Genomic DNA, 19,910 nt, shown 5'->3' on the forward strand with positions numbered 1-19,910 from the left:
ACGGCTAGGGTGTGCGGTGGCAGCCGGTGTGAGGAGGTCCGATGCGCGTCTTGGCGTGGCTGAAGCGTCACGATCCGGACTTCGCTGCGCTGCGTCGTGCCGGGCGCGCGGCGATCGTGATGCCGCTGCTGTTCGCGTTCGGCGGCATCGTGATCGGCAGCCCGGACGTCGCCACCTTCGCCGCGTTCGGCTCGTTCGCGATGCTGCTGCTGGTCGACTTCAGCGGCCCTCTGATCGATCGCGTGCAGGCGCAGCTCGGCCTCGCGGTGACGGGCGCCGTGTTCGTCTGCGTCGGGACGCTCGTGTCGAGGCCCATCTGGCTCTCCGCCGTCGCCATGACCGTGGTGGCCTTCGCCGTGCTGTTCGCCGGTTCGGTGAGCTCCGTGATGGCGTCCGCGAGCACGTCGTTGCTGCTGGCGTTCATCCTCCCCGTCACGCTTCCCGGCACGATCGCGTCGCTCGGCCCGCGGCTGCTCGGCTGGGGGATCGCGTCCGTCGTCGCCGTCGTCGCCATCGTCGTGCTCTGGCCAGCGCCGGCCCGGGAGCCCTTGCGCGGCCCTGCCGTCGACGCGTGCCGGGCGCTCGCCGCGCGGCTGCGCGCCGAGGCGGCGGCGATGCTGCGCGCGGGCAACCCCGAGCTGGCCGCCGACCGCGACGCCGCGACCCGCGACGCCGACGCGGCCGTCGCCGCGTTGCACCGGTCGTTCCTGAACACGCCGTACCGGCCCACCGGGCTCAGCACGTCGGCGCGCACGATCGTCCGGCTGGTCGATGAGCTGACCTGGCTGAACGCCGTCATCGAGCAGTTCGAGCATGTGAGGCTGTCGGCGACGACGCCAGGAGGCCCGGTTCACGTCGCCGCCTTCGAGGTGAAGAGCGCGGCCGCCGCCGTCCTGGAGCGCGGCGCCGAGCTCCTGGCCCAGCACGGCGGCGATCCGGGCGACGTGGAGGCCGCGCTCGGCATCCTGGGCGAGGCGCGCGACGCCGTGGAGGCCGCCACGATGACGCTCCCCGTCACCGGAGGCACGGTGGACGGCGGTCGCGCCGCCGACCGGTTCGTGGCCTCGCTCGACCCCGGCTTCCGCGCGCAGGAGCTGGCCCAGGCGACCACGGCCGTGGTGGTGAACATCGTGCTCACGGCGCGGGCGGAGCGCCGCTCCTGGTGGCAACGGGTGCTGGGGCGCCAGCCCGGTGACCTGGCCGGTCCGGTGGCGGCCGCAGCGGAACGCGCGAGCGGCTATGTCGGCTGGAACTCCGTGTGGCTGCGCAACAGCATCCGCGGAGCCGTGGCTCTCGGGCTCGCCGTGCTGCTGGCCAACCTGACCGGCGTGCAGCACTCGTTCTGGGTGGTGCTCGGCACCCTGTCGGTACTCCGGTCGAACGCGCTGAGTACCGGCCAGACGGTGCTGCGCGGTGTCATCGGCACCTCGATCGGGGTGCTGCTGGGCGCGGCGGCGATGTTCGCGATCGGCGACGACCGCGTGGTCATCTGGGTGCTGCTGCCGATCGCCATCCTGGTAGCCGGTGTCGCTCCGGCCGCGATCTCGTTCGCCGCCGGTCAGGCGGCGTTCACCATCCTGCTCGTGCTGCTGTTCAACCTCATCGCGCCATCGGGGTGGACGGTCGGACTCATCCGGATCGAGGACATCGCTCTCGGCTGCGCGGTGAGCCTCGTGGTCGGGGCGCTGTTCTGGCCGCGCGGTGCCGCGGCCGCGCTGAGACAGGCGCTGGCGCAGGCCTACACCGAGAGCGTGGCCTACCTCGCGGCCGCCGTCGCGTTCGGGCTGGGCCGCTGCGATGCGGCGGCGGACGACCTCCCCGAGCCGCGCACGCAGTCGCTGCGGGCGGCGGCGGCCGCGCGCCGGCTCGACGACGCGTTCCGCACCTACCTGGGGGAGCGCGGCAGCAAGAGCCGGCCGCTCGCCGAGGTCTCGGCCTCCGTCAACGGTGTCGCCGGTGTGCGGCTGGCGAGCGACGCGATCCTCGACCTCTGGCGGGGGCAGGAGGCCGCCGACGCCGACCGGGCGGGAGCGCATCGGGCGCTGGACGCCTCGATCTCGCGCCTCGACGACTGGTACTCGCGGATGGCCGCCCGGCTGGTCGCGCGGGAGGCTCCTCCGACGCCCGAGCCTGTCGATGCGTCCGCCCGCTCGCGGCTGGCCGACGCCGTCGAGCGCGACCTCGGCGATGACCGGGGCATCGTCTCCGCGACGGCGGTGCGCATCGTGTGGACGGGCGACTACCTCGACGTGGTCCGCCGGTTGGAGGGCGTGATCGTCGGCCCGGTGGACACGCTCGGCGACGACCTCCCGAGCCGTTCGCGCGCCGCCCGCTGAGCCGCGCGGCGGGGCCCCGGCATCCCTTCTCGCCGCCGCGATCTGCGATCATCGGGTCATGGCCGAGGACGAAGCGGGCGACGACCGCGCCCTCTGGGACGACGCGGCGGCGACCTTCGACGCCGCGCCGGACCACGGCCTCCACGATGCCGTGGCCCGGGGCGCCTGGACGGCGCTGCTGCGCGAGCTGCTGCAGGAGGCGCACGCAGACAGCCGCCCTGCGGTGATCGCCGACCTCGGCTGCGGGACGGGCACGCTGACCGCGCTTCTCGCGCACGACGGCCATCGTGTCGTCGGCGTCGACTTCTCGCCGCAGATGCTCCGGATCGCCCGCGCGAAGACGGCCGGCATCGTGCCAGAGCCGACGTTCGTGGAGGCCGATGTGCAGGACCCGCCGCTCCCTCCCGGCTCGTTCGACGTCGTGCTCAGCCGGCACGTCCTGTGGGCGACCGCCGATCCATCCTCGGCGGTGCGGAACTGGCACCACCTCCTGAAGCCGGGCGGCCTCCTTCTGCTGATCGAGGGACGGTGGTCGACAGGAGCGGGCCTGACCGCCGCCGAGAGCGCCGCGCTCGTCGAGCCGCTGGGAGGCCGCACCGAGCTGCGCCCGCTCGACGACCCGGCACTGTGGGGCGGCCCGATCACCGACGAGCGGTACGCGCTCCTCCACACCCGGCGACCCGGCTGAGGCCCTGTGTAGCGAAGGAGACACGCGCCGGAATCTCCTCCCTCAGCGCTTGAACAGGAGACCACGGGCGTGTCGCGCCCGGATCTCCTCCCGCCGAACTGCCCTGTAGCCGAGCGGCAGGGCGCCGCGTTACATTGTGCGCGACGTCGGCCGAGAGGGCCGCGCAGGGTGTGCGGGAGGTGGTCGTCATGAGCGCGACGAATCGGGTCCGGCAGACGTTCGGCGGGTTGTCCGCGCCGGCGCAGCTGACGGTCGAGGGCGCCGGGATCGTGGCGGGCGCCGCGGTGTTCGTGGTCGTCGGGGTAGTGGCGCTGCTGCTGTTCTGGGGCCGCACCCTGCCGATCGCCGGGCCGGACTCTCTCGGGCAGTTCGTCGCCATCGCCGGCGGGGTCATCGCCTTTCTGGCCTACGTCACCGGCAGGCTGTGGCGGCGGGAGGGGCTGACTCCGTTCCAGACGACGGCCAGCGCCGACGGGCAGCCGCACCGGGCCGGCGGCGTCGACATCTTCGACACCTTCGCCATCGCCCTCGCACACGGCGTCCTCGCCCTGCTCGGCTGGCTCGTGCTCGGCGCCGTGCTCGCCAACGGCTTCCAGGACGCCACGGTCTACTCCCTCTCGGCGACCGCGCTCGCCGCGGCCGCCGCCGGCGTCACCGGGTATGCGGTGTTCCTCTCGGCAGCCCGGATGGACCTGATGCGGCTCTCGACCGTGCTCGCCGCATTCGCCGTCGTCGGCATCCTGACCTCCATGCTCAGTGCGCCCGATCCGCACTGGTGGCAGCTTCACCTCAGCGCGCTCGGGATGACGCAGAGCGTGTCGTCGCTCGCCTTCAACCTCACGCTGATCATCGCCGGCGTCATCGTGACGGCGATCGCGCGCTACGCCACCGACGCCCGCGGCATCGCGGACCCCCGGCGGAGGTCGGCGATGCTGCGCGTGCGCGTCGGGCTCATCCTGATCGGTGTGCTGCTGGCCTGCGTCGGCATCTTCACGTTGAACATCTCGGTCACCCTCCACAACGTGTCGGCCGTCGGGATGGTGCTGGTGTTCGCGCTCGTGGTGTTCTGGGTGCGCGGCGCGCTGCCGAGCGCACCGGCCTCGTTCTTCGTGCTCGGCTACGTGTTCTTCGGCACGATCGTGCTGATGCTGGTGTTCTTCGCGGTCGGCTACTACGTGCTGACCGCGGCCGAACTGGTCGCCGGAGTGCTGGTGTTCAGCTGGCTCATCGTCTATCTGCGGGTGAGCGGCGCCGCCGCCGCGGAGCAGGAGAACGTACACGTCGTCGAGGAGTAGTGCCTTCCTTCGACACCGTGTACAGGAATCGGCGTCGCGCGCCCGCCTAGCATCCTCGTGACCCGATGGAGGAGTTGATAGCAATGGACAGCATCGAACGTGACGTCGTCATCGTCGGCGCTGGAGCCTCCGGCCTCACGGCCGCGACGGAGCTGAAGAAGGCCGGACTGAGTGTGGCCGTCCTGGAGGCCAGGGACCGCGTCGGCGGCCGCCTCTGGACGAACGACATCGACGGCGCGACCCTGGAGATCGGCGGCCAGTGGGTGTCGCCCGACCAGGACGCGCTGATCGAGACCCTCGACGAGCTGGGGCTGGAGACGTACTCCCGCTACCGCGAGGGCATCAACATCTACCTCGGCGACAACGGCGCGCGCCGCACGTTCGAGGGCGAGATCTTCCCGGTCGCCCCGGCCACCGAGAAAGAGATCGTCGGCCTGATCGAGCGCCTCGACGCGCTGGTCGCCGAGATCGACCCCGACCGCCCGTGGGACCACCCGCAGGCCAAGGAGCTCGACGAGATCTCGTTCAGCCACTGGCTGGAGACGCAGACCGACGACGAGGAGGCCCGGCTCAACATCGGCATGTTCATCGCCGGTGCGATGCTCACCAAGCCCGCGCACGCCTTCTCGGCGCTGCAGGCTCTGCTCATGGCGGCCAGCGCCGGCAGCTTCAGTCACCTGGTCGACGCCGACTTCATCCTCGACAAGCGCGTCAAGGGCGGCCTCCAGCAGGTGCCGCTGCTGCTCGCCGAGCGCCTCGGCGACGACGTGCACCTGAACGCCCCGGTCCGCGCGCTGCGCTGGGACGAGTCGGGCGTCACCGCGATCGCCGACGGCGTGGAGGTGCGGGCCCGCTTCGCGATCCTCGCCGTTCCGCCGGTGCTGATCAGCCGCATCTCGTACGAGCCCCCGCTGCCGCGCCGCCAGCAGCAGCTGCACCAGCACCTCTCGATGGGCTTCGTCGTCAAGGTGCACGCCGTCTACGAGACGCCGTTCTGGCGCGACCTCGGCTACAGCGGCACCGCCTTCAGCCCCTACGAGCTCGTGCACGAGGCGTACGACAACAGCTACCACGGCGACCCGCGCGGAACGCTGGTCGGCTTCGTCTCGGACGAGGCCGCGGACGAGGTGTTCCGGCTGTCTCCGGAGGAGCGCAAAGCGCGCATCCTCGAGTCGCTGTCGCACTACTACGGCGTCGAGGCGCTCAGCCCCGTCGTCTACTACGAGAGCGACTGGGGCAGCGAGGAGTGGACGCGCGGCGCCTACGCCGCCAGCTTCGACATGGGAGGTCTCGCCCGCTACGGCTCGGACCTCCGTGCTCCGGTCGGACCCATCCACTTCTCGTGCAGCGACATGGCGGGCAAGGGCTACCAGCACGTCGACGGCGCGATCCGCGTCGGCCGCGAGACCGCGGCGGCGATCGTCGCCGCCGTGCAGCCGGCCTCCCGTTAGACGCCCCTAGACCGCGCGCGGCCAGTCGTGGATGGCCGCGCGCACCACTCCCGGCCGGCCGGGACGCGCACCGTCGTGGGATGCGCGCCCCGGCCGCCGGGTGCACTCGCGCCTGCGCTTCGTGCCCCTCGGCGGCTGCTCGCTAATGCTTGTGTAGTGCGCCGTAAGATGCAGAATGTCGCATGGATCAGGTACAGTAATACCTACGAGCCGATGTCGAAGCATCCGTCGGCTCAGTGGTAGCCGGAGGCGCGAACGGGTACGCACCTCCGTCGATTGCCAAGCTGCTCCTAGTGCAGCACTTCGATGCCCCCAGCCGGGTCGGATTCCGCTGGGGGCATCGCCCGTTCCGCCCGCTTCGCAGCGATCAGAGCGCGGTGATTTTCCAGCCGGCCGACGCGGACTCGCCGGGGGCGAGGACGATCAGGTCGATCCCCGAGTTGTAGGCATCGGGCGGGCAGGTCATCGGCTCGACCGCGAGGCCGAGACGGTTCAGCTCCGGGATGTCGCGGTCGGCGGTGTGGACCTGCACCCACGCGCACGCCTCGTCCCACGTCATCGCGACGCCGGTGCCCTCGGCGGACCGCACCGCGACCGTGGCGCGGCCGTCGTCGCCGCGCCGCAGGCCGGTGAACGCGTGGTCGATGAAGGTGTCGGCGATCGCCCGCGGCGTGCTGAAGTCGAACACGCCGGCAGCCTCCGCGGCGACGTCGGCCAGCCCGGTCGGGATGAGCCGGTCCTCCGTCACGGTCAGCACCTGCGACGCGGGCAGTTCGAGAGTCCAGTCGTCCACCCGGCCGCTGCCGGCGACGAGGTACGGGTGCGGTCCGGTGCCCCACGGTGCGGGGGTGGGGCCGGCGTTGGTGCCGGTGACGGTCGTGTGGAGGCCGTCCTCGTCGAGCTCGAACGCGACGGCGACCTCCACCCGGTGCGGGTACCCGTCCTGCGCCTCGATGGTCGCGGACAGCGTGACGCTGCTCGCCGACCGGTCGATGGCGGTGAAGTCCAGCCACGCGGCGAGGCCGTGGAGGGCGTGACCGCGGCCCGGCTCGGTGAGGGCCAGCTGCTGTTCCACTCCGTCGAAGACGTACCGCCCGTCGACGACCCGGTTGGGCCACGGCGCGAGCGTGGCCCCGCGGAAGGCCGGGCGCACCTCGTCGGCGTCGAACGGGACCACCAGGGGGCGGCCGCGGTGCTCCAGAGTGCGCAGCGAGGCGCCGACCGACGCGATCGTCGCGTGGTAGTCGCCGGCGGTCAGGCCGAAGTGGGTGCCGGAGAGGGGGATGCTCATCCGCCCATTCTGGCCGCAACAGGCGAGCACGCACGAATTCGCGCGGAAACCGTCGAGCCCGCGGGCCATTCGCGCACTCGGCTGCTTGTGACGCGCCCGAAACCTGGGGAAACGTGCGGGAAACCGCGCGTCGGTAGCGTCCTGCCATGGGTGATCTGTTCGGCGGCTACGGGGCGCAGGCCACGCGCCGCCGGCGCAGCCGGGCGAGACCGTTCGACGAGATGTTCACCGAGACCCGCGGCGCGGTCGCCGAGCGCACCCGCCCCGCCTACCGCGAGCTCTACACCGCGCTCGCCGCCCTGACGCAGGAGGAGCTCCGCGGCCGCACGGAAGCGCTCGCGAGCTCGTACCTGGCCCAGGGCGTCACGTTCGACTTCGCGGGCGAGGAGCGGCCGTTCCCCCTCGATGCGGTGCCGCGGGTGATCGAGCAGGCCGAGTGGGCGGGCATCGAGAGCGGCGTGAAGCAGCGGGTCCGGGCGCTGGAGGCGTTCCTCAGCGACGTGTACGGCGCGCAGAACGCAGTCCGCGACGGCGTCATCCCGGCCGGTCTGATCACGTCGTCGGCGCACTTCCACCGCGCCGCCGCCGGGGTCGAGAGCGCCAACGGCGTGCGCATCCACGTGTCGGGCATCGACCTCATCCGCGACGAGCAGGGCGGCTGGCGGGTGCTGGAGGACAACGTGCGGGTGCCGAGCGGCGTCTCGTACGTGATCTCGAACCGCCGGGTGATGGCGCAGACCCTCCCGGAGCTGTTCACGTCGATGCGCGTGCGCCCGGTCGGCGACTACCCGTACCGCCTGCTGCAGGCGCTGAAGGCGAGCGCGCCGGGCGGGATGGAGAACCCGAACGTCGTCGTGCTCACCCCCGGCGTGTACAACTCCGCGTACTTCGAGCACACGCTCCTGGCCCGGCTGATGGGCGTCGAGCTGGTGGAGGGCCGCGACCTGTTCTGCTCGGGCGGCACGGTGTGGATGCGCACGACCTCCGGCCCTCAGCGCGTCGACGTGATCTACCGCCGCATCGACGACGACTTCATCGACCCGCTGCAGTTCCGGGTGGACTCGGTGCTCGGCACGCCCGGGCTGATGCTCGCAGCCCGCCTCGGCAACGTGACGATCGCCAACGCGGTCGGCAACGGCGTCGCCGACGACAAGCTCGTCTACACCTACCTCCCCGACCTGATCCGCTACTACCTGGCCGAGGAGCCGATCCTCGCGAACGTCGACACCTGGCGGCTGGAGGAGCCGGAGGCGCTCGCCGAGGTGCTCGACAGGCTGGACGAGCTCGTGGTCAAACCGGTCGACGGCTCCGGAGGGAAGGGGCTCGTGATCGGCCCCGACGCCGACCGCGGGCAGCTGGCCCGGCTGCGGGCCCAGCTCCTCGCGGATCCCCGCGGCTGGATCGCCCAGCCCGTCGTACAGCTCTCCACGATCCCGACCCTCGTCAACGACGGGATGCGCCCGCGGCACGTCGACCTGCGTCCGTTCGCGGTGAACGACGGCCGCGACGTGTGGGTGCTGCCCGGCGGCCTGACCCGCGTCGCGCTGGCCGAGGGCCAGCTCGTCGTCAACAGCAGCCAGGGCGGCGGTTCCAAGGACACCTGGGTGGTCGGGGCGCCGGGAGCCGACCCGGTCGCCGATGCCAGGGCGTCCGCGCCGCACACCAGGGCGGAGGTCCGGAGCGTGCCCGCCCTCGTCGCCGATCAGGCCACCGCACCGCCGCTGCCCGCACCCGATCACTCCGAACAGGACGCACCCCGCACCGACCAGCAACAACAACAGCAGCAGCAGCGAGAGGAGAACCCCTGATGCTCAGCCGGATCGCGTCGTCGCTGTTCTGGATCGGCCGCTACGTGGAGCGCGCCGACGGCACGGCCCGCATCCTCGATGTGCACCTCCAACTGCTGCTGGAGGATCCGTGGATCGACGAGGACACCGCCTGCCGTTCGCTGCTCGGCGTGATGGGGTCCGCTGCCGTGCCCGGGCCGATCACGCGGGAGGACGTGCTGCGCATCCTGGCCGTCGACCGCGGCACCCCGGCGTCCATCGGCTACTCGCTCACCTCCGCTCGCGAGAACGCCCGGCGTGCCCGCGAGATCGTGTCGAGCGAGCTGTGGGAGTGCCTGAACACCACCGCGGCGCGGGTGCCGCGCCGCGTCGCCGGCGACAAGGTGCACGACTTCTTCACCTGGGTGCGCGAGCGCACGGCGCTCGCCGTGGGGATCGTGGACTCGGGTGCGAGCCGCGACGAGGCGTTCCACTTCTTCGCGCTCGGTCGCAGTCTGGAGCGCGCCGACATGACCGCCCGGTTGCTCGCGACGCGGTCGCTCACGGAGGCCAGCGGTCCCAGCTGGACGACCATCCTGCGCTCGTGCGGCGCGTACGAGGCCTATCTGCGCACCTATCGCGGCGTGCCGTCGACGCGCAACGCCGCGGAGTTCCTGCTGCACGACCGGCTCTTCCCGCGGTCGATCCTGTACGCGGTCACGCGCGCGGTCGAGAGTCTGCGCGATATCGAGCCGCGGCACGAGCGCGCCGGTGTGTCCGACCGGGCGGTGCGGCTGCTCGGCCAGGTGCAGAGCGAGCTCGAGTTCCGTCCCGTCGCGGAGGTGCTTGACGACCTCCCCGCGCACATGTCGACGATCCAGGACGCGACGAGCGCGGCGACGTCGGCGATCACCCAGCGCTACTTCCCCGAGAGCTCCGCGCCGAGCTGGACGGGGGAGCGGAGGTGAAGCGCCTCCGGGTGACGCACTCGACGGGATACCGGTACGGCGCGGAGGTGTCGGCCTCCTACAACGAGGCGCGGATGCTGCCGGTCACCGGCGAGCGGCAGCTGGTGCTGCACGCGACGCTCGACGTGCAGCCGGTGTCGTCTCACCACCAGTACACGGACTACTGGGGCACCCGCGTCCTCGCGTTCGACGTGCTGAACCCGCACCGCGAGCTCACGATCACCGCGACCAGCCTGGTGGAGGTTCTGGAGGCCGGGCGTCCGGCGCACGCCGCATCGCCGGGATGGGACGATCTCGGCGCGACGATCGCGCGGTCGGGGGAGTGCGTGCAGCAGCTGCGGCAGACCTCCCTCACCGAGCCGCCCGCCTCGCTGGTCGCGCTCGCAGCGGCCGCGCGAGGCGGCGCCGCGAGCGAGGACTCCTGCGCCACGGCGCACGCGATCGCGGTCGCGGTCGGTGAGGCGATGACGTACGAGAGCGGGGTCACGGGGGTCCGCACGACAGCCGGGGAGGCGTGGGAGGCGCGCGGCGGCGTGTGCCAGGACATCGCGCACGTCGCCATCGGGGCGCTGCGCTCCGCGGGCATCCCGGCGCGTTACGTGTCGGGTTATCTGCACCCCAAGGCGGATGCCGCTGTGGGGGAGACCGTGGTCGGGGAATCGCACGCCTGGGTCGAGTGGTTCTGCGGCGAGTGGCACGGCTTCGACCCGACGAACGGCATCGAGATCGGCGATCGGCACGTGCGTGTCGGCCACGGCCGCGACTACTCCGACGTCACTCCGCTGCGGGGCGTGTACTCGGGCGCGGCCGGGTCGGAGCTGTTCGTCTCGGTGTCGATCACCCGGGAGGGATGATTGCCGCGTCCCGGACGCGCCGCGCTAGCTGAACGACCGGTAACGATCGGCCCGTCGGGGGTTGATGCCGGAGGCGGGTCGGATTGAATGGGGTCATGCGTAGTGTCGGTTGGTCGTTGTTCGGGTTCGCGTTGGTGGTCGGCGCGGTCGCGCTGGGTGCGCTCACCACACCGGCCGTCGACCACGGCCTGGCCACCGTCGCCGTCGGCCACCACGACGGGTTCACCCGGCGGCAGTGGGTTGACCTCGCCATCGCCGCGCTCTTCTTCATCGCGGCAGCGGCCGCGGCCGGCGCCCTCATCGTGACGCGCTTGCGCGCCTCTGCGCGCAGGGGCGACAGCCCGGCGGCGTCGCCTGTGCCTCCCGTCGCCGTCGAGGCCTGACGCCGGAACCGTCACACCCGCCGGAACCGTCACACCCGCCGGCCCGTCACACCCCGCCTGCGCGTCACTCCGCGGCGCGGAGCGCCGCGTAGAGGTCGGCGCGGGCCGCGAAACCTCCGAGGTCGCGGCCGAGCAGGCGCTCGGCGTCCGCGACGCGCGCGCGCAGCGTGTGCCGATGCATCCCGAGCCGGCGCGCGGCCACGTCGTACACGCCGTCGGCGTCCAGCCAGGTGCGCAGGATGGCGGGCAGCGCCGGGTCGGCCTCCGCCAAGGGCGCCAGCGCGGTCGCCGCGACAGCCCGCGCGTCCGGGGTCTGCAGCAGCGCGAGCATCCCCGCAGCCGCCACATCGTCGAACGACGGCACCGGTTCGTCCGGCGTCGACCGTCGCGCGGCGACGCCGGCCTGCGTCACTCCGGAGGCCAGGGCGTCGAGCGCGACGGGGGCGGACGACCCTCCGCGCAGCTCGAAGCGCGCGGCGAGCTCGGCGATGGTCTCCGTCGCGGCGCCGACGACGACCAGGTCCTGGCCGTCGCGCGCGAAGAAGCCGTCGCCGTCGGCGTCGAGCCAGTCCGCGGCGGCAGCGCCCGCGGCGCCGTGCAGTACCGTCACGCGCACCGGCCCGTCGGGCAGCGCGCCGAGCACCGGCTCCGCGATCGTCTCCGCGAGCGCGCGCTCGCCGGCGAGGAGGGCCCGCCAGACCGCCGTGCGGAGCCGCGCCCGCGCCGCGTCGGTGGCGCGGCTCTGCTCGAGTGCCAGGCCGGCGAGCGCGACGACCCCCGTCACGACCTGCTGCGCGGCCTGGTCGAGACCCTCGGACCCGACCGCGAGCACGCCGCGGAGGCGCCCGGCGGCGCCGAGCGTCTGCAGCGCGAACGGTCCCGCGCCGGTGATGGCGGTGCCCGCGGCCCGGCGGCGGCTGCGCAGCAGGGGCTCGGCGGCCTCCGTCAGCGCCGCGCGCGCCGGAGCGTCCAGCCCACCGGAGGGCGCGATGCGGTCGAGGGTGCCGTCCGCCCCCAGCAGCGCGACCGGCCGCTCGATCTGGCGCGCCAGCTCGCCGAGCACGGCGCCCAGGGCGTCCGGCCGCAGCGCCGCGAGCGAGATCGCACGGGAGGCGCGCAGCGCCCAGGTGTTGCGCGCGTAGGCGTCCGCCGCGACACGGTCGGCGACGAACCGGGCGACGGCGATGAACGGCGTGCGGTAGGGCACCTCGAACAACGGGAGGCCGTGCCGGGTGCAGGCCTCCACCAGCGGCTCCGGGGTGTCCCGCAGCACTTCGGTCCCGAAACCGAGCCCCGCGATCCCGTGCTCGACGAGTCGTGAGACATACGGGTCGACGTCGTCCGGCGTCTCGGTGACCAGGAGCACCTGGCCGGGCGAGAGGAAGGGCGTCGGGTCCGGGAGGTCGGAGCTGTGCGCCCACGAGAGCGGCACGTCGAGGTCGCCGACATCGGCCGGGGTGAGCGGGCGGAGGCCCAGCTCGGGTCGAGCGAGAAGCTGGGCGAGGGTCGCGGGCATCGGGCACTCCATCTGCCAGGGTGTCGAATCGAGTTTCTGAAATTGTACGGTCCGTCCAGGCGCAGGTCACGCCCCGCTCCTTACGATGCCGCCATGACCATCGTTTCTCCCGCCTCCGCAACCCTCGTCGGCGGACCCTCGCTCCCGCAGGAGCGCCGGCTCGTCACCCCCATCCCCGGACCGGAGTCGCGCAAGCGCGCCGAGCGCAAGGCCCAGGCGGTCGCCGCCGGTGTCGGCGCGACCATCCCGGTCTACACCGTCGCGGCGGGCGGGGGTGTGCTCGTCGACGTCGACGGCAACTCGCTCATCGACTTCGGCTCCGGCATCGCCGTGACCGGTGTGGGCAACGCCGCCCCCCGCATCGTCGAGGCCGTCACCCAGCAGGTCGCCGCGTTCACCCACACCTGCTTCACTGTCGCCCCGTACGACTCCTACGTCGACGTGGCCGAGGCCCTCAACCGCCTCACCCCCGGCGACTTCACCAAGCGCAGCGCCCTCTTCAACTCGGGTGCGGAGGCCGTCGAGAACGCCGTCAAGATCGCCCGCCACTACACCGGCAAGCAGGCCGTCGTCGCGTTCGACCACGCGTACCACGGCCGCACGAACCTCACGATGGGGCTCACCGCCAAGAACCAGCCGTACAAGAACGGCTTCGGCCCGTTCGCGCCCGAGATCTACCGCGCGCCGCTCAGCTACCCCCTGCGCGACGGAGGTCTCTCCGGCGCCGAGGCGGCCAAGCGTGCGATCACGATGATCGAGAAGCAGATCGGCGCCTCCAACCTGGCCGCGCTCATCATCGAGCCCATCCAGGGCGAGGGCGGCTTCATCGTCCCGGCCGACGGCTTCCTGCCCGCACTGCAGGCATGGGCGAACGAGAACGGCGTGGTGTTCATCGCCGACGAGGTGCAGACCGGCTTCGCCCGCACGGGCACCATGTTCGCGTCCGAGCAGTTCGGCATCGTGCCCGACCTGATCGTCACCGCCAAGGGCATCGCCGGCGGCCTCCCGCTGTCGGCCGTCACCGGCCGCGCCGAGATCATGGACGCGCCGCAGATCGGCGGCCTCGGCGGCACCTACGGCGGCAACCCGCTCGCCTGCGTCGCCGCGCTCGCCGCGATCGAGACCTACGAGCAGGAGGACCTCGCCGGCCGCGCCCGCGCCATCGGCGAGATTCTCTTCGAGAAGCTCGGCGCCCTCCGCGACGCCGACCCGCGCGTCGCCGAGGTGCGCGGCAAGGGCGCGATGGTCGCCATCGAGCTGGTCGACCCGGAGACCGGGGAGCCGGATGCCGCGCTCACCGCCAAGGTCGCCGCCGCCTCGCACGCGGCGGGCGTCGTCCTGCTGACCTGCGGCACCTACGGGAACGTGATCCGCTTCCTGCCGCCGCTGAGCATCCCGGACCACCTCCTCATCGAGGGGCTGGACGTCGTCGCGGAGGCGGTGGCCAACGCATGAGCGCCATCGACACCGCCACCACGACCACCGAGCTGACCGCCCGCGAGGCGGACCTCCTCTCCCGCGTCCCCGACGGCCTGTTCATCGGCGGCGCCTGGGAGCCAGGCACGCGTGACCAGATCCAGGTGCAGGACCCGGCGACCGGCCGCGTCATCAAGCGCATCGCCAACGCGACGCCCGAGGACGGCATCCGCGCCCTCGACGCCGCCGTGGCCGCGCAGGAGGCCTGGGCGGCGACCCCGCCGCGCACCCGCGCCGAGATCCTCCGTCGCGCGTTCGACCTCCTGCAGGAGCGTCGTGACGAGTTCGCGCTGCTGATGACGCTCGAGATGGGCAAGCCGCTGGCCGAGGCCAACGGCGAGGTCACCTACGGCGGCGAGTTCCTGCGCTGGTTCTCCGAGGAGGCCGTGCGCATCGCCGGCCGGTACGGGCAGAACCCGGAGGGCACCGGCACCATGGTCGTCTCGCAGCGACCGGTCGGCCCGTGCTTCTTCATCACGCCGTGGAACTTCCCGCTGGCGATGGCGACGCGCAAGATCGCTCCGGCGCTCGCCGCCGGGTGCACGGTCGTCGTCAAGCCGGCCGAGCTGACCCCGCTGACCACGCTGTTCTTCGCCCAGCTCCTCGCCGACGCGGGCGTTCCCGCCGGCGTCGTGAACGTCGTGCAGACGAACACCTCTGGTGCGGTCTCCGCTCCGATCATCGCCGACCCGCGCCTCCGCAAGCTTTCGTTCACCGGCTCCACGCCGGTGGGCCGCGCGCTGCTCGCGCAGGCCGGCCAGAACGTGCTGCGCACCTCCATGGAGCTCGGCGGCAACGCGCCGTTCGTCGTGTTCGACGACGCCGACCTCGACAAGGCGGTGGAGGGCGCGATGCTCGCGAAGTTCCGCAACATCGGCCAGGCGTGCACGGCGGCCAACCGCTTCATCGTGCACGAGTCGGTCGCCGACGAGTTCGCCCGCCGCGTCACGGCCAAGGTCGACGCCATGACGATCGGTCGCGGCACGGAGGAGGGCGTCACCATCGGCCCGCTCATCGACGACCGCGCCGTCGCCACCATGCAGGCGCTGGTCGGCGACGCCGTCGAGCGCGGCGCCCGCGTGCTCACCGGAGGCAACGCCCCCGAGGGCGACGGCTTCTTCTACGAGCCGACCGTGATCGTGGACGTGCAACCGGGCAGCGAGATCCTCCGCGAGGAGATCTTCGGCCCGGTGCTGGCGATCACGACGTTCTCCACCGAGGACGAGGCCGTGGCACGCGCCAACGAGACCGAGTACGGTCTGGTCGGCTACGTGTTCACGCAAGACCTGGCACGCGGCCAGCGCATGATCGACCGGGTCGACACCGGGATGATGGGCCTCAACACCGGGCTCGTCTCCAACGCGGCTGCCCCGTTCGGCGGCGTGAAGCAGTCGGGCCTCGGCCGTGAGGGCGGGCTCGAGGGCATCCACGAGTACCTCAGCACGAAGTACACGCTGATCCCGGCCTGATCCAGTCGAACCGCAGCAGCACGAACCCGAAAGAAGCGACCATGACCACTGACCAGCGCATCCTCGTGGGATACACCGCGACCCCGGCCGGCGAGGACGCCCTCGCCGCTGGGGCCGCGCTGGCCGCCTCCCTCGGGGCGGACCTCGACGTGGTCCTGGTGATGCCGGACACCTCCCGGCGCGGAAACGTGCCGAACGACCCCGCCTACGACGCCCTCTTGCGCGACACCGCGGAGGGCTGGCTGGCGGAAGCGCGCACCCGCGTGCCGTCGTCGGTCGCCTTCAGCGGGCGGGTCGCCTTCGGCGACTCGCTCGCCGAGGGCCTGCTGGCGTCGGCGGAAGAGCTCGGCTCGACGCTGATCGTGGTCGGCGCCGCGCGCGGAGGCCTGCTCGGCCGGTTCACGGTCGGCTCGGTCGCGGGCGCGCTGCTGCACGCGTCGCCGATCCCCGTTCTGCTCGCGCCGGAGGGGTGGCGCGATCACGCGCCGCGCCTGACGCGCGTGACCAGCATGGTCGGCACGCGGGCCGGGGCGGAGGCCGTGCTCACCACGGGCGAGCGGCTGTCCGCGGCGGCGGGCGTCCCGCTGCGGCTGGTGTCGCTGCTCGCGCTCGACCTGCCTGGCGACGCGCAGGCGCCCAAGCAGAACGTGGGCGAGCACCACGCGGCCACCGTTCTGCAGGAGGCCAGTGCGGCCACCGGCGTCGTCGCGACCGCGGTCGTGGCGAAGGGCGACACCATCCAGAACGCGATCTCGCGGCTCGACTGGGAGCCGGGCGAGGTCGTCGTGGTCGGGTCGAGCCGCCTGGCGCAGCCGTCCCGGCTCTTCCTCGGCTCGACGGCGGCCGCGATGCTGCGCGAGCTGCCGGTGCCGATGATCGTGGTGCCGCGCCCGGAGTGACCTCTCTGCGACTCCTCTCACAGGATTCTTTGTAAGGGGAGGCTTACCTTACAATCGAATGCGGCCGGAGCCCGCCGGTTCGATCTCAACAGCCTCCACGAAGGATCTCCATGTCACCCTGGGGTGTCGCCGCACTCGGTGCGGTCGCCGGTCTCACGATCTTCCTCGGCCTCCCCGTCGGCCGGATCCGCTCGAACGCGGTCGGCCTCAAGGCGGCGCTGAACGCGCTCGCGACCGGCATCCTGATCTTCCTGCTCTGGGACGTCCTCTCGCAGGCGTGGGAGCCCGTCGACAAGGCGCTCTCGTCGCACCAGCTCGGCCCCGCGCTCGGGCAGGGGCTGCTGATGGTCGCCTGCATCGGCGTAGGCCTCCTGAGCCTGACCTACGTCGACCGCTTCATGAAGCGGCGCGCGCTGGCGCTGGCGTCGCCGATCCGGACGCCAGGAGGCTCGGAGGCCGGCCACCACGGCCACGGGCCGCACCCGGGTGCCGGCGGCCAGGCCGGAGGCTCCGTTGCCGGCCTCGGCGCCGTCGCCACCACCACGGGTGTCGCGATCGTGGCAGCTACCGAGGCGGAGTCGCGGGCCGGCGCCCGCCGCCTCGCGCTCACGATCGCGATCGGCATCGGCCTCCACAATTTCGCCGAGGGTCTCGCGATCGGCACGGCCGCCGCGCAGGGCGAGCTCGCGTTCGCCGTGCTCCTCATCGTCGGCTTCGGCCTCCACAACGCCACGGAGGGCTTCGGGATCGTCGCGCCCCTGGGTGGCACCCGTCCGTCGTGGGGCTACCTGGCGCTCCTCGGCCTGATCGGCGGCGGCCCGACGTTCCTCGGCACGGTCATCGGCCAGGCGTTCAGCAGCGACATCGTCTCGATCGCGTTCCTCGGCCTGGCCGCCGGATCGATCCTGTACGTCGTCATCGAGCTGCTCGCCGTCGCCCGCCGCACCGGCCTGAAGACGCTGGTCGCGTGGTGCATCTTCGCCGGGATCGTCGCAGGGTTCGCCACCGACGCGATCGTCACAGCCGCCGGGGCATGATTCAGGCCGGGGCATGATTCAGGCAGGGGCATGATTCAGTAGGGTTGTGCCACAGCCGAGCAGGGAGGGCGCATGCGCCAGGTCGTCGATTTCGTGAACGTGTCCACGGAGGGTCTCGAGTCGAGCCCCGTCGCGCCGGCTCTCGCCGGGCTCCGCGCGAACGAGTCGCGTTATTTCAAGAACAAGTACGACCTCGACTTCGCGACGGCTCCTGCTGCCGAGGAGCAGGAGGCTCTCGACTGGATCAGCCGCATCCTGAAGGACGAGCGCGACATCGTGATCGCGTCGCCTGCGCTCGAGGTCACGTCGTTCGAGGTCGACGGCATCCGCATGGCGTACGTCTTCTACGAGTCGGGCCTGTCGATCAACGTGATGTACACGATCGACGACGCGGGCAAGCGTGCGGTCGGCTTCAAGCTGTCGGAGGGCATGGAGGTTCCCGCGGAACTCTCCGCGTTCAAGTTCGCACGGCAGAAGTCGAAGCTCGCGGGCACGATCCGCGGCTCCTACTTCGTCGTGAAGGGCGAGTACTGACGCGACCTCCGCGCGGGCTCACGCTTGCGGCTCGACGTCCGCGAGCAGCTCCCGCTTGACGTCGTGCTCGATCAGCACGGGGATGAAGTCGCGCACGGGCGCGCCGGTGTATTCCAGGTGCCGCTGATGCACGAGGTCGATGATCCGGTCCCGGGGGACCGCCGGGAAGCGCTCGGCGAGCCGGTCGACGGCGTGGCCGATGGCGACCTCCTCGTCGGCCTTCTCGCCGGGCGGGGCGACCATCGTCACGTCGTCTTCGAGGTTCGGCAACGAGATGGAGGGCGCTTCGTCACTCATGGCGAGATTATGCCGCGCGTGACAGGGTGGAGGCTATGGATGAAATCGAGGTAGTGGTCGTCCGCGTCTTCACCGATGAACGCGGCACCAACGGCAACGAACTGGGCATCGTGACGAGCTCACCCGCGACGACCGGGCGCGAGCAGGACATCGCCGCGGCACTGGGGTTCAGCGAGACGGTGTTCATCGACGCGCTGGACGAGTCGGCCGGCCTCGCGACCATCCGCATCTTCACGCCGGCCGCCGAACTCCCGTTCGCCGGTCATCCGAGCGTCGGGACGGCGTGGTGGCTGGCGCACGAGCGCACCCCCGTCGGCGCGCTGGCCGAGAAGGCGGGAGACGTGGCGGTGGAGGTCGACCTCGACGCCGACGCGGCCTCCATCGACGCCCGCGCCGAGTGGACGCCCGCCTTCACCTGGCTGCCGCTGGGCACCCCGGCGGAGGTCGAAGCGCTCGACCCGTTCGCGTTCACCGAGGGCCAGCACTACGCCTACGCGTGGATCGACGAGGCGGCGGGAACCCTGCGCGCGCGCATGTTCGCTCCCGCGATGGGCATCGTGGAGGACGAGGCGACCGGCGCCGCCGCCGTCGCCCTCACCGCGAAGCTCGGCCGCGCGCTGCGCATCACGCAGGGCGAGGGCTCCGAACTGGTCACCGAGCCGCTCGGCGACGGGCTCATCCGGGTCGGTGGGACCGTGGTGTACGACCGCACCATCGACGCGACCCTATGAGCGTCGAGCTCTTCCCGGTCGGCGCCCCGGGTGACGGCCTGACTCGCGTGGCGGCGACCGACGACGGCGCCGTCTGGTTCACCCTCGGCGAGAGCGGGCGGGTGGGGCGGCGAGACGCCGACGGCACGGTCGACCACCTCGACCTCGGCGCCGAGCCCGGCGCCGCCGAACCGGCCGGCCTGTGTGCCGCGACGGAGGACACTGTGCGGGTCGTGGATCGCGCGGGCAACCGCCTGGTCCATCTCGGCCGGGGGCCGCGCGTGATCGGCGAGACGGCGGTCCCGACACCTGACGCGGGTGTCCTGGCAGCGGTGACCCTGTTCGACGGCACCACCTGGTTCACCGAGCAGTTCGGCGGGGCGCTCGGCCGCATCGACATCCTGGGCCGTGTCGAGGAGTTCCCGGTCGGGGCCGAGGGCGCCCCCTCGGGCATCGCGGCGTCGGGCGACAGCATCTGGTTCTCGCTGCAGGGCCATCGGCCGGCGCTCGGACACGTGCGCGGCGGCGACGCGGCCATCGAACTCGTCGAGCTGCCGCTGGGCTCAGGGCCGCTCGGCGTGGCGGTCGCCGACGACGGCGCCGTGTGGACCGCGCTTCACGCGGCGGACGCCCTGGGGCGCGTGGACCGCGACCGCACGGTGACCGTGCTCCCGCTCGACGAGGGCGCCGGCCCGTTCACGGTGGTCGCCGACGGCCGCGGCGGCGTGTGGGCATCGCTGTGGGGAGCCGACGCCCTGGTGCGCGTCACGGCCTCCGGCGAGACCGAGCGCGTCGAGTTGCCCGAGGGTTCGGGGCCTCGCGGCCTCACGGTCGCTCCCGACGGCGCGGTCTGGGCCGCGCTGGTCTCGGGTGCGCTCGCCCGCGTCCGCTCCTGACCACGAACGGCCGTAACGGAGGAGATGCGGGCGGTTCCCGCCCG

The 19,910-nt window shown here is 72.5% G+C and carries 18 protein-coding genes; 15 read left to right on the forward strand and 3 right to left on the reverse strand.

Features of this window, described 5'->3' with window-relative positions; all coding sequences use genetic code 11:
• Positions 1-41 precede the first annotated feature (41 nt).
• From ASF88_RS09945 to ASF88_RS09960, 4 genes are all read left to right on the forward strand, one after another.
• Entirely contained in the window at positions 42-2,336 is a 2,295-nt protein-coding gene (locus tag ASF88_RS09945) for an FUSC family protein (protein WP_055917472.1), read from the forward strand.
• Positions 2,337-2,394: 58 nt separating this feature from the next.
• Complete coding sequence (locus ASF88_RS09950) at positions 2,395-3,024, forward strand: class I SAM-dependent methyltransferase (RefSeq protein WP_055917475.1); 630 nt, start codon at positions 2,395-2,397, stop codon at positions 3,022-3,024.
• A gap of 188 nt (positions 3,025-3,212) precedes the next feature.
• Positions 3,213-4,319: a hypothetical protein gene (locus ASF88_RS09955; protein ID WP_235493400.1), complete on the forward strand. Its 1,107-nt coding sequence runs from the start codon at positions 3,213-3,215 to the stop codon at positions 4,317-4,319.
• Positions 4,320-4,402: 83 nt separating this feature from the next.
• Positions 4,403-5,770, forward strand: a complete 1,368-nt coding sequence (locus tag ASF88_RS09960; protein ID WP_055917478.1) for a flavin monoamine oxidase family protein — start codon at positions 4,403-4,405, stop codon at positions 5,768-5,770.
• Between the two features lie 367 nt (positions 5,771-6,137).
• Here the strand turns inward: ASF88_RS09960 and ASF88_RS09965 are convergent, their stop codons facing one another.
• Positions 6,138-7,061, reverse strand: coding sequence for an aldose 1-epimerase family protein (locus ASF88_RS09965; protein ID WP_055917481.1), 924 nt, complete (start codon positions 7,059-7,061; stop codon positions 6,138-6,140).
• Between the two features lie 146 nt (positions 7,062-7,207).
• Here ASF88_RS09965 and ASF88_RS09970 point away from each other — a divergent pair, with 146 nt between their 5' ends.
• The 4 genes from ASF88_RS09970 (at position 7,208) to ASF88_RS09985 (ending at position 11,032) form a co-directional block, all read left to right on the forward strand.
• A complete protein-coding gene (locus ASF88_RS09970) occupies positions 7,208-8,869 on the forward strand; it encodes a circularly permuted type 2 ATP-grasp protein (protein WP_055917484.1) in 1,662 nt (553 codons plus the stop codon).
• Entirely contained in the window at positions 8,869-9,795 is a 927-nt protein-coding gene (locus tag ASF88_RS09975) for an alpha-E domain-containing protein (protein ID WP_055917486.1), read from the forward strand. Before ASF88_RS09970 ends, ASF88_RS09975 begins: the two co-directional genes overlap by 1 nt.
• On the forward strand, positions 9,792-10,649 hold the full coding sequence (locus tag ASF88_RS09980) for a transglutaminase family protein (protein ID WP_055917488.1): 858 nt from the start codon (positions 9,792-9,794) through the stop codon (positions 10,647-10,649). The genes ASF88_RS09975 and ASF88_RS09980 overlap by 4 nt, the downstream gene beginning before the upstream one ends.
• A gap of 95 nt (positions 10,650-10,744) precedes the next feature.
• The gene (locus tag ASF88_RS09985) at positions 10,745-11,032 is read left to right on the forward strand and encodes a hypothetical protein (protein WP_055917491.1); all 288 of its coding nucleotides are present in this window, start codon (positions 10,745-10,747) and stop codon (positions 11,030-11,032) included.
• A gap of 64 nt (positions 11,033-11,096) precedes the next feature.
• Here the strand turns inward: ASF88_RS09985 and ASF88_RS09990 are convergent, their stop codons facing one another.
• Positions 11,097-12,548 carry a PucR family transcriptional regulator gene (locus ASF88_RS09990; protein ID WP_055917494.1) on the reverse strand — a complete coding sequence of 484 codons (1,452 nt, stop codon included), beginning with the start codon at positions 12,546-12,548 and terminating at the stop codon, positions 11,097-11,099.
• 93 nt (positions 12,549-12,641) lie between these two features.
• On the opposite strand from ASF88_RS09990, the gene gabT reads away from it, so the two are divergent.
• From gabT to ASF88_RS10015, 5 genes are all read left to right on the forward strand, one after another.
• Positions 12,642-14,003: a 4-aminobutyrate--2-oxoglutarate transaminase gene (gene gabT / locus ASF88_RS09995; protein ID WP_055917497.1), complete on the forward strand. Its 1,362-nt coding sequence runs from the start codon at positions 12,642-12,644 to the stop codon at positions 14,001-14,003.
• Positions 14,000-15,493 carry an NAD-dependent succinate-semialdehyde dehydrogenase gene (locus tag ASF88_RS10000; protein ID WP_055917500.1) on the forward strand — a complete coding sequence of 498 codons (1,494 nt, stop codon included), beginning with the start codon at positions 14,000-14,002 and terminating at the stop codon, positions 15,491-15,493. Before gabT ends, ASF88_RS10000 begins: the two co-directional genes overlap by 4 nt.
• A gap of 41 nt (positions 15,494-15,534) precedes the next feature.
• On the forward strand, positions 15,535-16,392 hold the full coding sequence (locus tag ASF88_RS10005; protein ID WP_055917502.1) for a universal stress protein: 858 nt from the start codon (positions 15,535-15,537) through the stop codon (positions 16,390-16,392).
• Between the two features lie 110 nt (positions 16,393-16,502).
• On the forward strand, positions 16,503-17,429 hold the full coding sequence (locus ASF88_RS10010; protein ID WP_055917505.1) for a ZIP family metal transporter: 927 nt from the start codon (positions 16,503-16,505) through the stop codon (positions 17,427-17,429).
• Between the two features lie 72 nt (positions 17,430-17,501).
• Positions 17,502-17,963 carry a hypothetical protein gene (locus tag ASF88_RS10015; protein WP_055917508.1) on the forward strand — a complete coding sequence of 154 codons (462 nt, stop codon included), beginning with the start codon at positions 17,502-17,504 and terminating at the stop codon, positions 17,961-17,963.
• An 18-nt stretch (positions 17,964-17,981) separates the two neighbouring features.
• Here ASF88_RS10015 and ASF88_RS10020 read toward each other — a convergent pair whose 3' ends face one another.
• Positions 17,982-18,260 (reverse strand): three-helix bundle dimerization domain-containing protein, encoded by a 279-nt coding sequence (locus ASF88_RS10020; protein WP_235493401.1) that lies wholly within the window; start codon positions 18,258-18,260, stop codon positions 17,982-17,984.
• A 35-nt stretch (positions 18,261-18,295) separates the two neighbouring features.
• On the opposite strand from ASF88_RS10020, the gene ASF88_RS10025 reads away from it, so the two are divergent.
• Both ASF88_RS10025 and ASF88_RS20355 read left to right on the forward strand, forming a co-directional pair.
• Entirely contained in the window at positions 18,296-18,991 is a 696-nt protein-coding gene (locus tag ASF88_RS10025; protein WP_055917511.1) for a PhzF family phenazine biosynthesis protein, read from the forward strand.
• Positions 18,988-19,866, forward strand: a complete 879-nt coding sequence (locus tag ASF88_RS20355; RefSeq protein WP_055917514.1) for a virginiamycin B lyase family protein — start codon at positions 18,988-18,990, stop codon at positions 19,864-19,866. The genes ASF88_RS10025 and ASF88_RS20355 overlap by 4 nt, the downstream gene beginning before the upstream one ends.
• Positions 19,867-19,910 lie beyond the last annotated feature (44 nt).

This window comes from Leifsonia sp. Leaf336 (genome assembly GCF_001423695.1).
Taxonomy (GTDB): Bacteria; Actinomycetota; Actinomycetes; order Actinomycetales; family Microbacteriaceae; genus Leifsonia.

What these genes read in the sequence shown, in the direction of transcription:
- gabT (WP_055917497.1), top strand. Translation starts at nt 12,642, where the DNA reads ATGACCATCGTTTCTCCCGCCTCCGCAACCCTCGTCGGCGGACCCTCG.
- ASF88_RS09955 (WP_235493400.1), top strand. Translation starts at nt 3,213, where the DNA reads ATGAGCGCGACGAATCGGGTCCGGCAGACGTTCGGCGGGTTGTCCGCG.
- ASF88_RS09970 (WP_055917484.1), top strand. Translation starts at nt 7,208, where the DNA reads ATGGGTGATCTGTTCGGCGGCTACGGGGCGCAGGCCACGCGCCGCCGG.
- ASF88_RS09965 (WP_055917481.1), bottom strand. Translation starts at nt 7,061, where the DNA reads ATGAGCATCCCCCTCTCCGGCACCCACTTCGGCCTGACCGCCGGCGAC.
- ASF88_RS10015 (WP_055917508.1), top strand. Translation starts at nt 17,502, where the DNA reads ATGCGCCAGGTCGTCGATTTCGTGAACGTGTCCACGGAGGGTCTCGAG.
- ASF88_RS09960 (WP_055917478.1), top strand. Translation starts at nt 4,403, where the DNA reads ATGGACAGCATCGAACGTGACGTCGTCATCGTCGGCGCTGGAGCCTCC.
- ASF88_RS09945 (WP_055917472.1), top strand. Translation starts at nt 42, where the DNA reads ATGCGCGTCTTGGCGTGGCTGAAGCGTCACGATCCGGACTTCGCTGCG.
- ASF88_RS09975 (WP_055917486.1), top strand. Translation starts at nt 8,869, where the DNA reads ATGCTCAGCCGGATCGCGTCGTCGCTGTTCTGGATCGGCCGCTACGTG.
- ASF88_RS10000 (WP_055917500.1), top strand. Translation starts at nt 14,000, where the DNA reads ATGAGCGCCATCGACACCGCCACCACGACCACCGAGCTGACCGCCCGC.
- ASF88_RS10010 (WP_055917505.1), top strand. Translation starts at nt 16,503, where the DNA reads ATGTCACCCTGGGGTGTCGCCGCACTCGGTGCGGTCGCCGGTCTCACG.
- ASF88_RS09990 (WP_055917494.1), bottom strand. Translation starts at nt 12,548, where the DNA reads ATGCCCGCGACCCTCGCCCAGCTTCTCGCTCGACCCGAGCTGGGCCTC.
- ASF88_RS09985 (WP_055917491.1), top strand. Translation starts at nt 10,745, where the DNA reads ATGCGTAGTGTCGGTTGGTCGTTGTTCGGGTTCGCGTTGGTGGTCGGC.
- ASF88_RS10025 (WP_055917511.1), top strand. Translation starts at nt 18,296, where the DNA reads ATGGATGAAATCGAGGTAGTGGTCGTCCGCGTCTTCACCGATGAACGC.
- ASF88_RS20355 (WP_055917514.1), top strand. Translation starts at nt 18,988, where the DNA reads ATGAGCGTCGAGCTCTTCCCGGTCGGCGCCCCGGGTGACGGCCTGACT.
- ASF88_RS10005 (WP_055917502.1), top strand. Translation starts at nt 15,535, where the DNA reads ATGACCACTGACCAGCGCATCCTCGTGGGATACACCGCGACCCCGGCC.
- ASF88_RS09950 (WP_055917475.1), top strand. Translation starts at nt 2,395, where the DNA reads ATGGCCGAGGACGAAGCGGGCGACGACCGCGCCCTCTGGGACGACGCG.
- ASF88_RS10020 (WP_235493401.1), bottom strand. Translation starts at nt 18,260, where the DNA reads ATGAGTGACGAAGCGCCCTCCATCTCGTTGCCGAACCTCGAAGACGAC.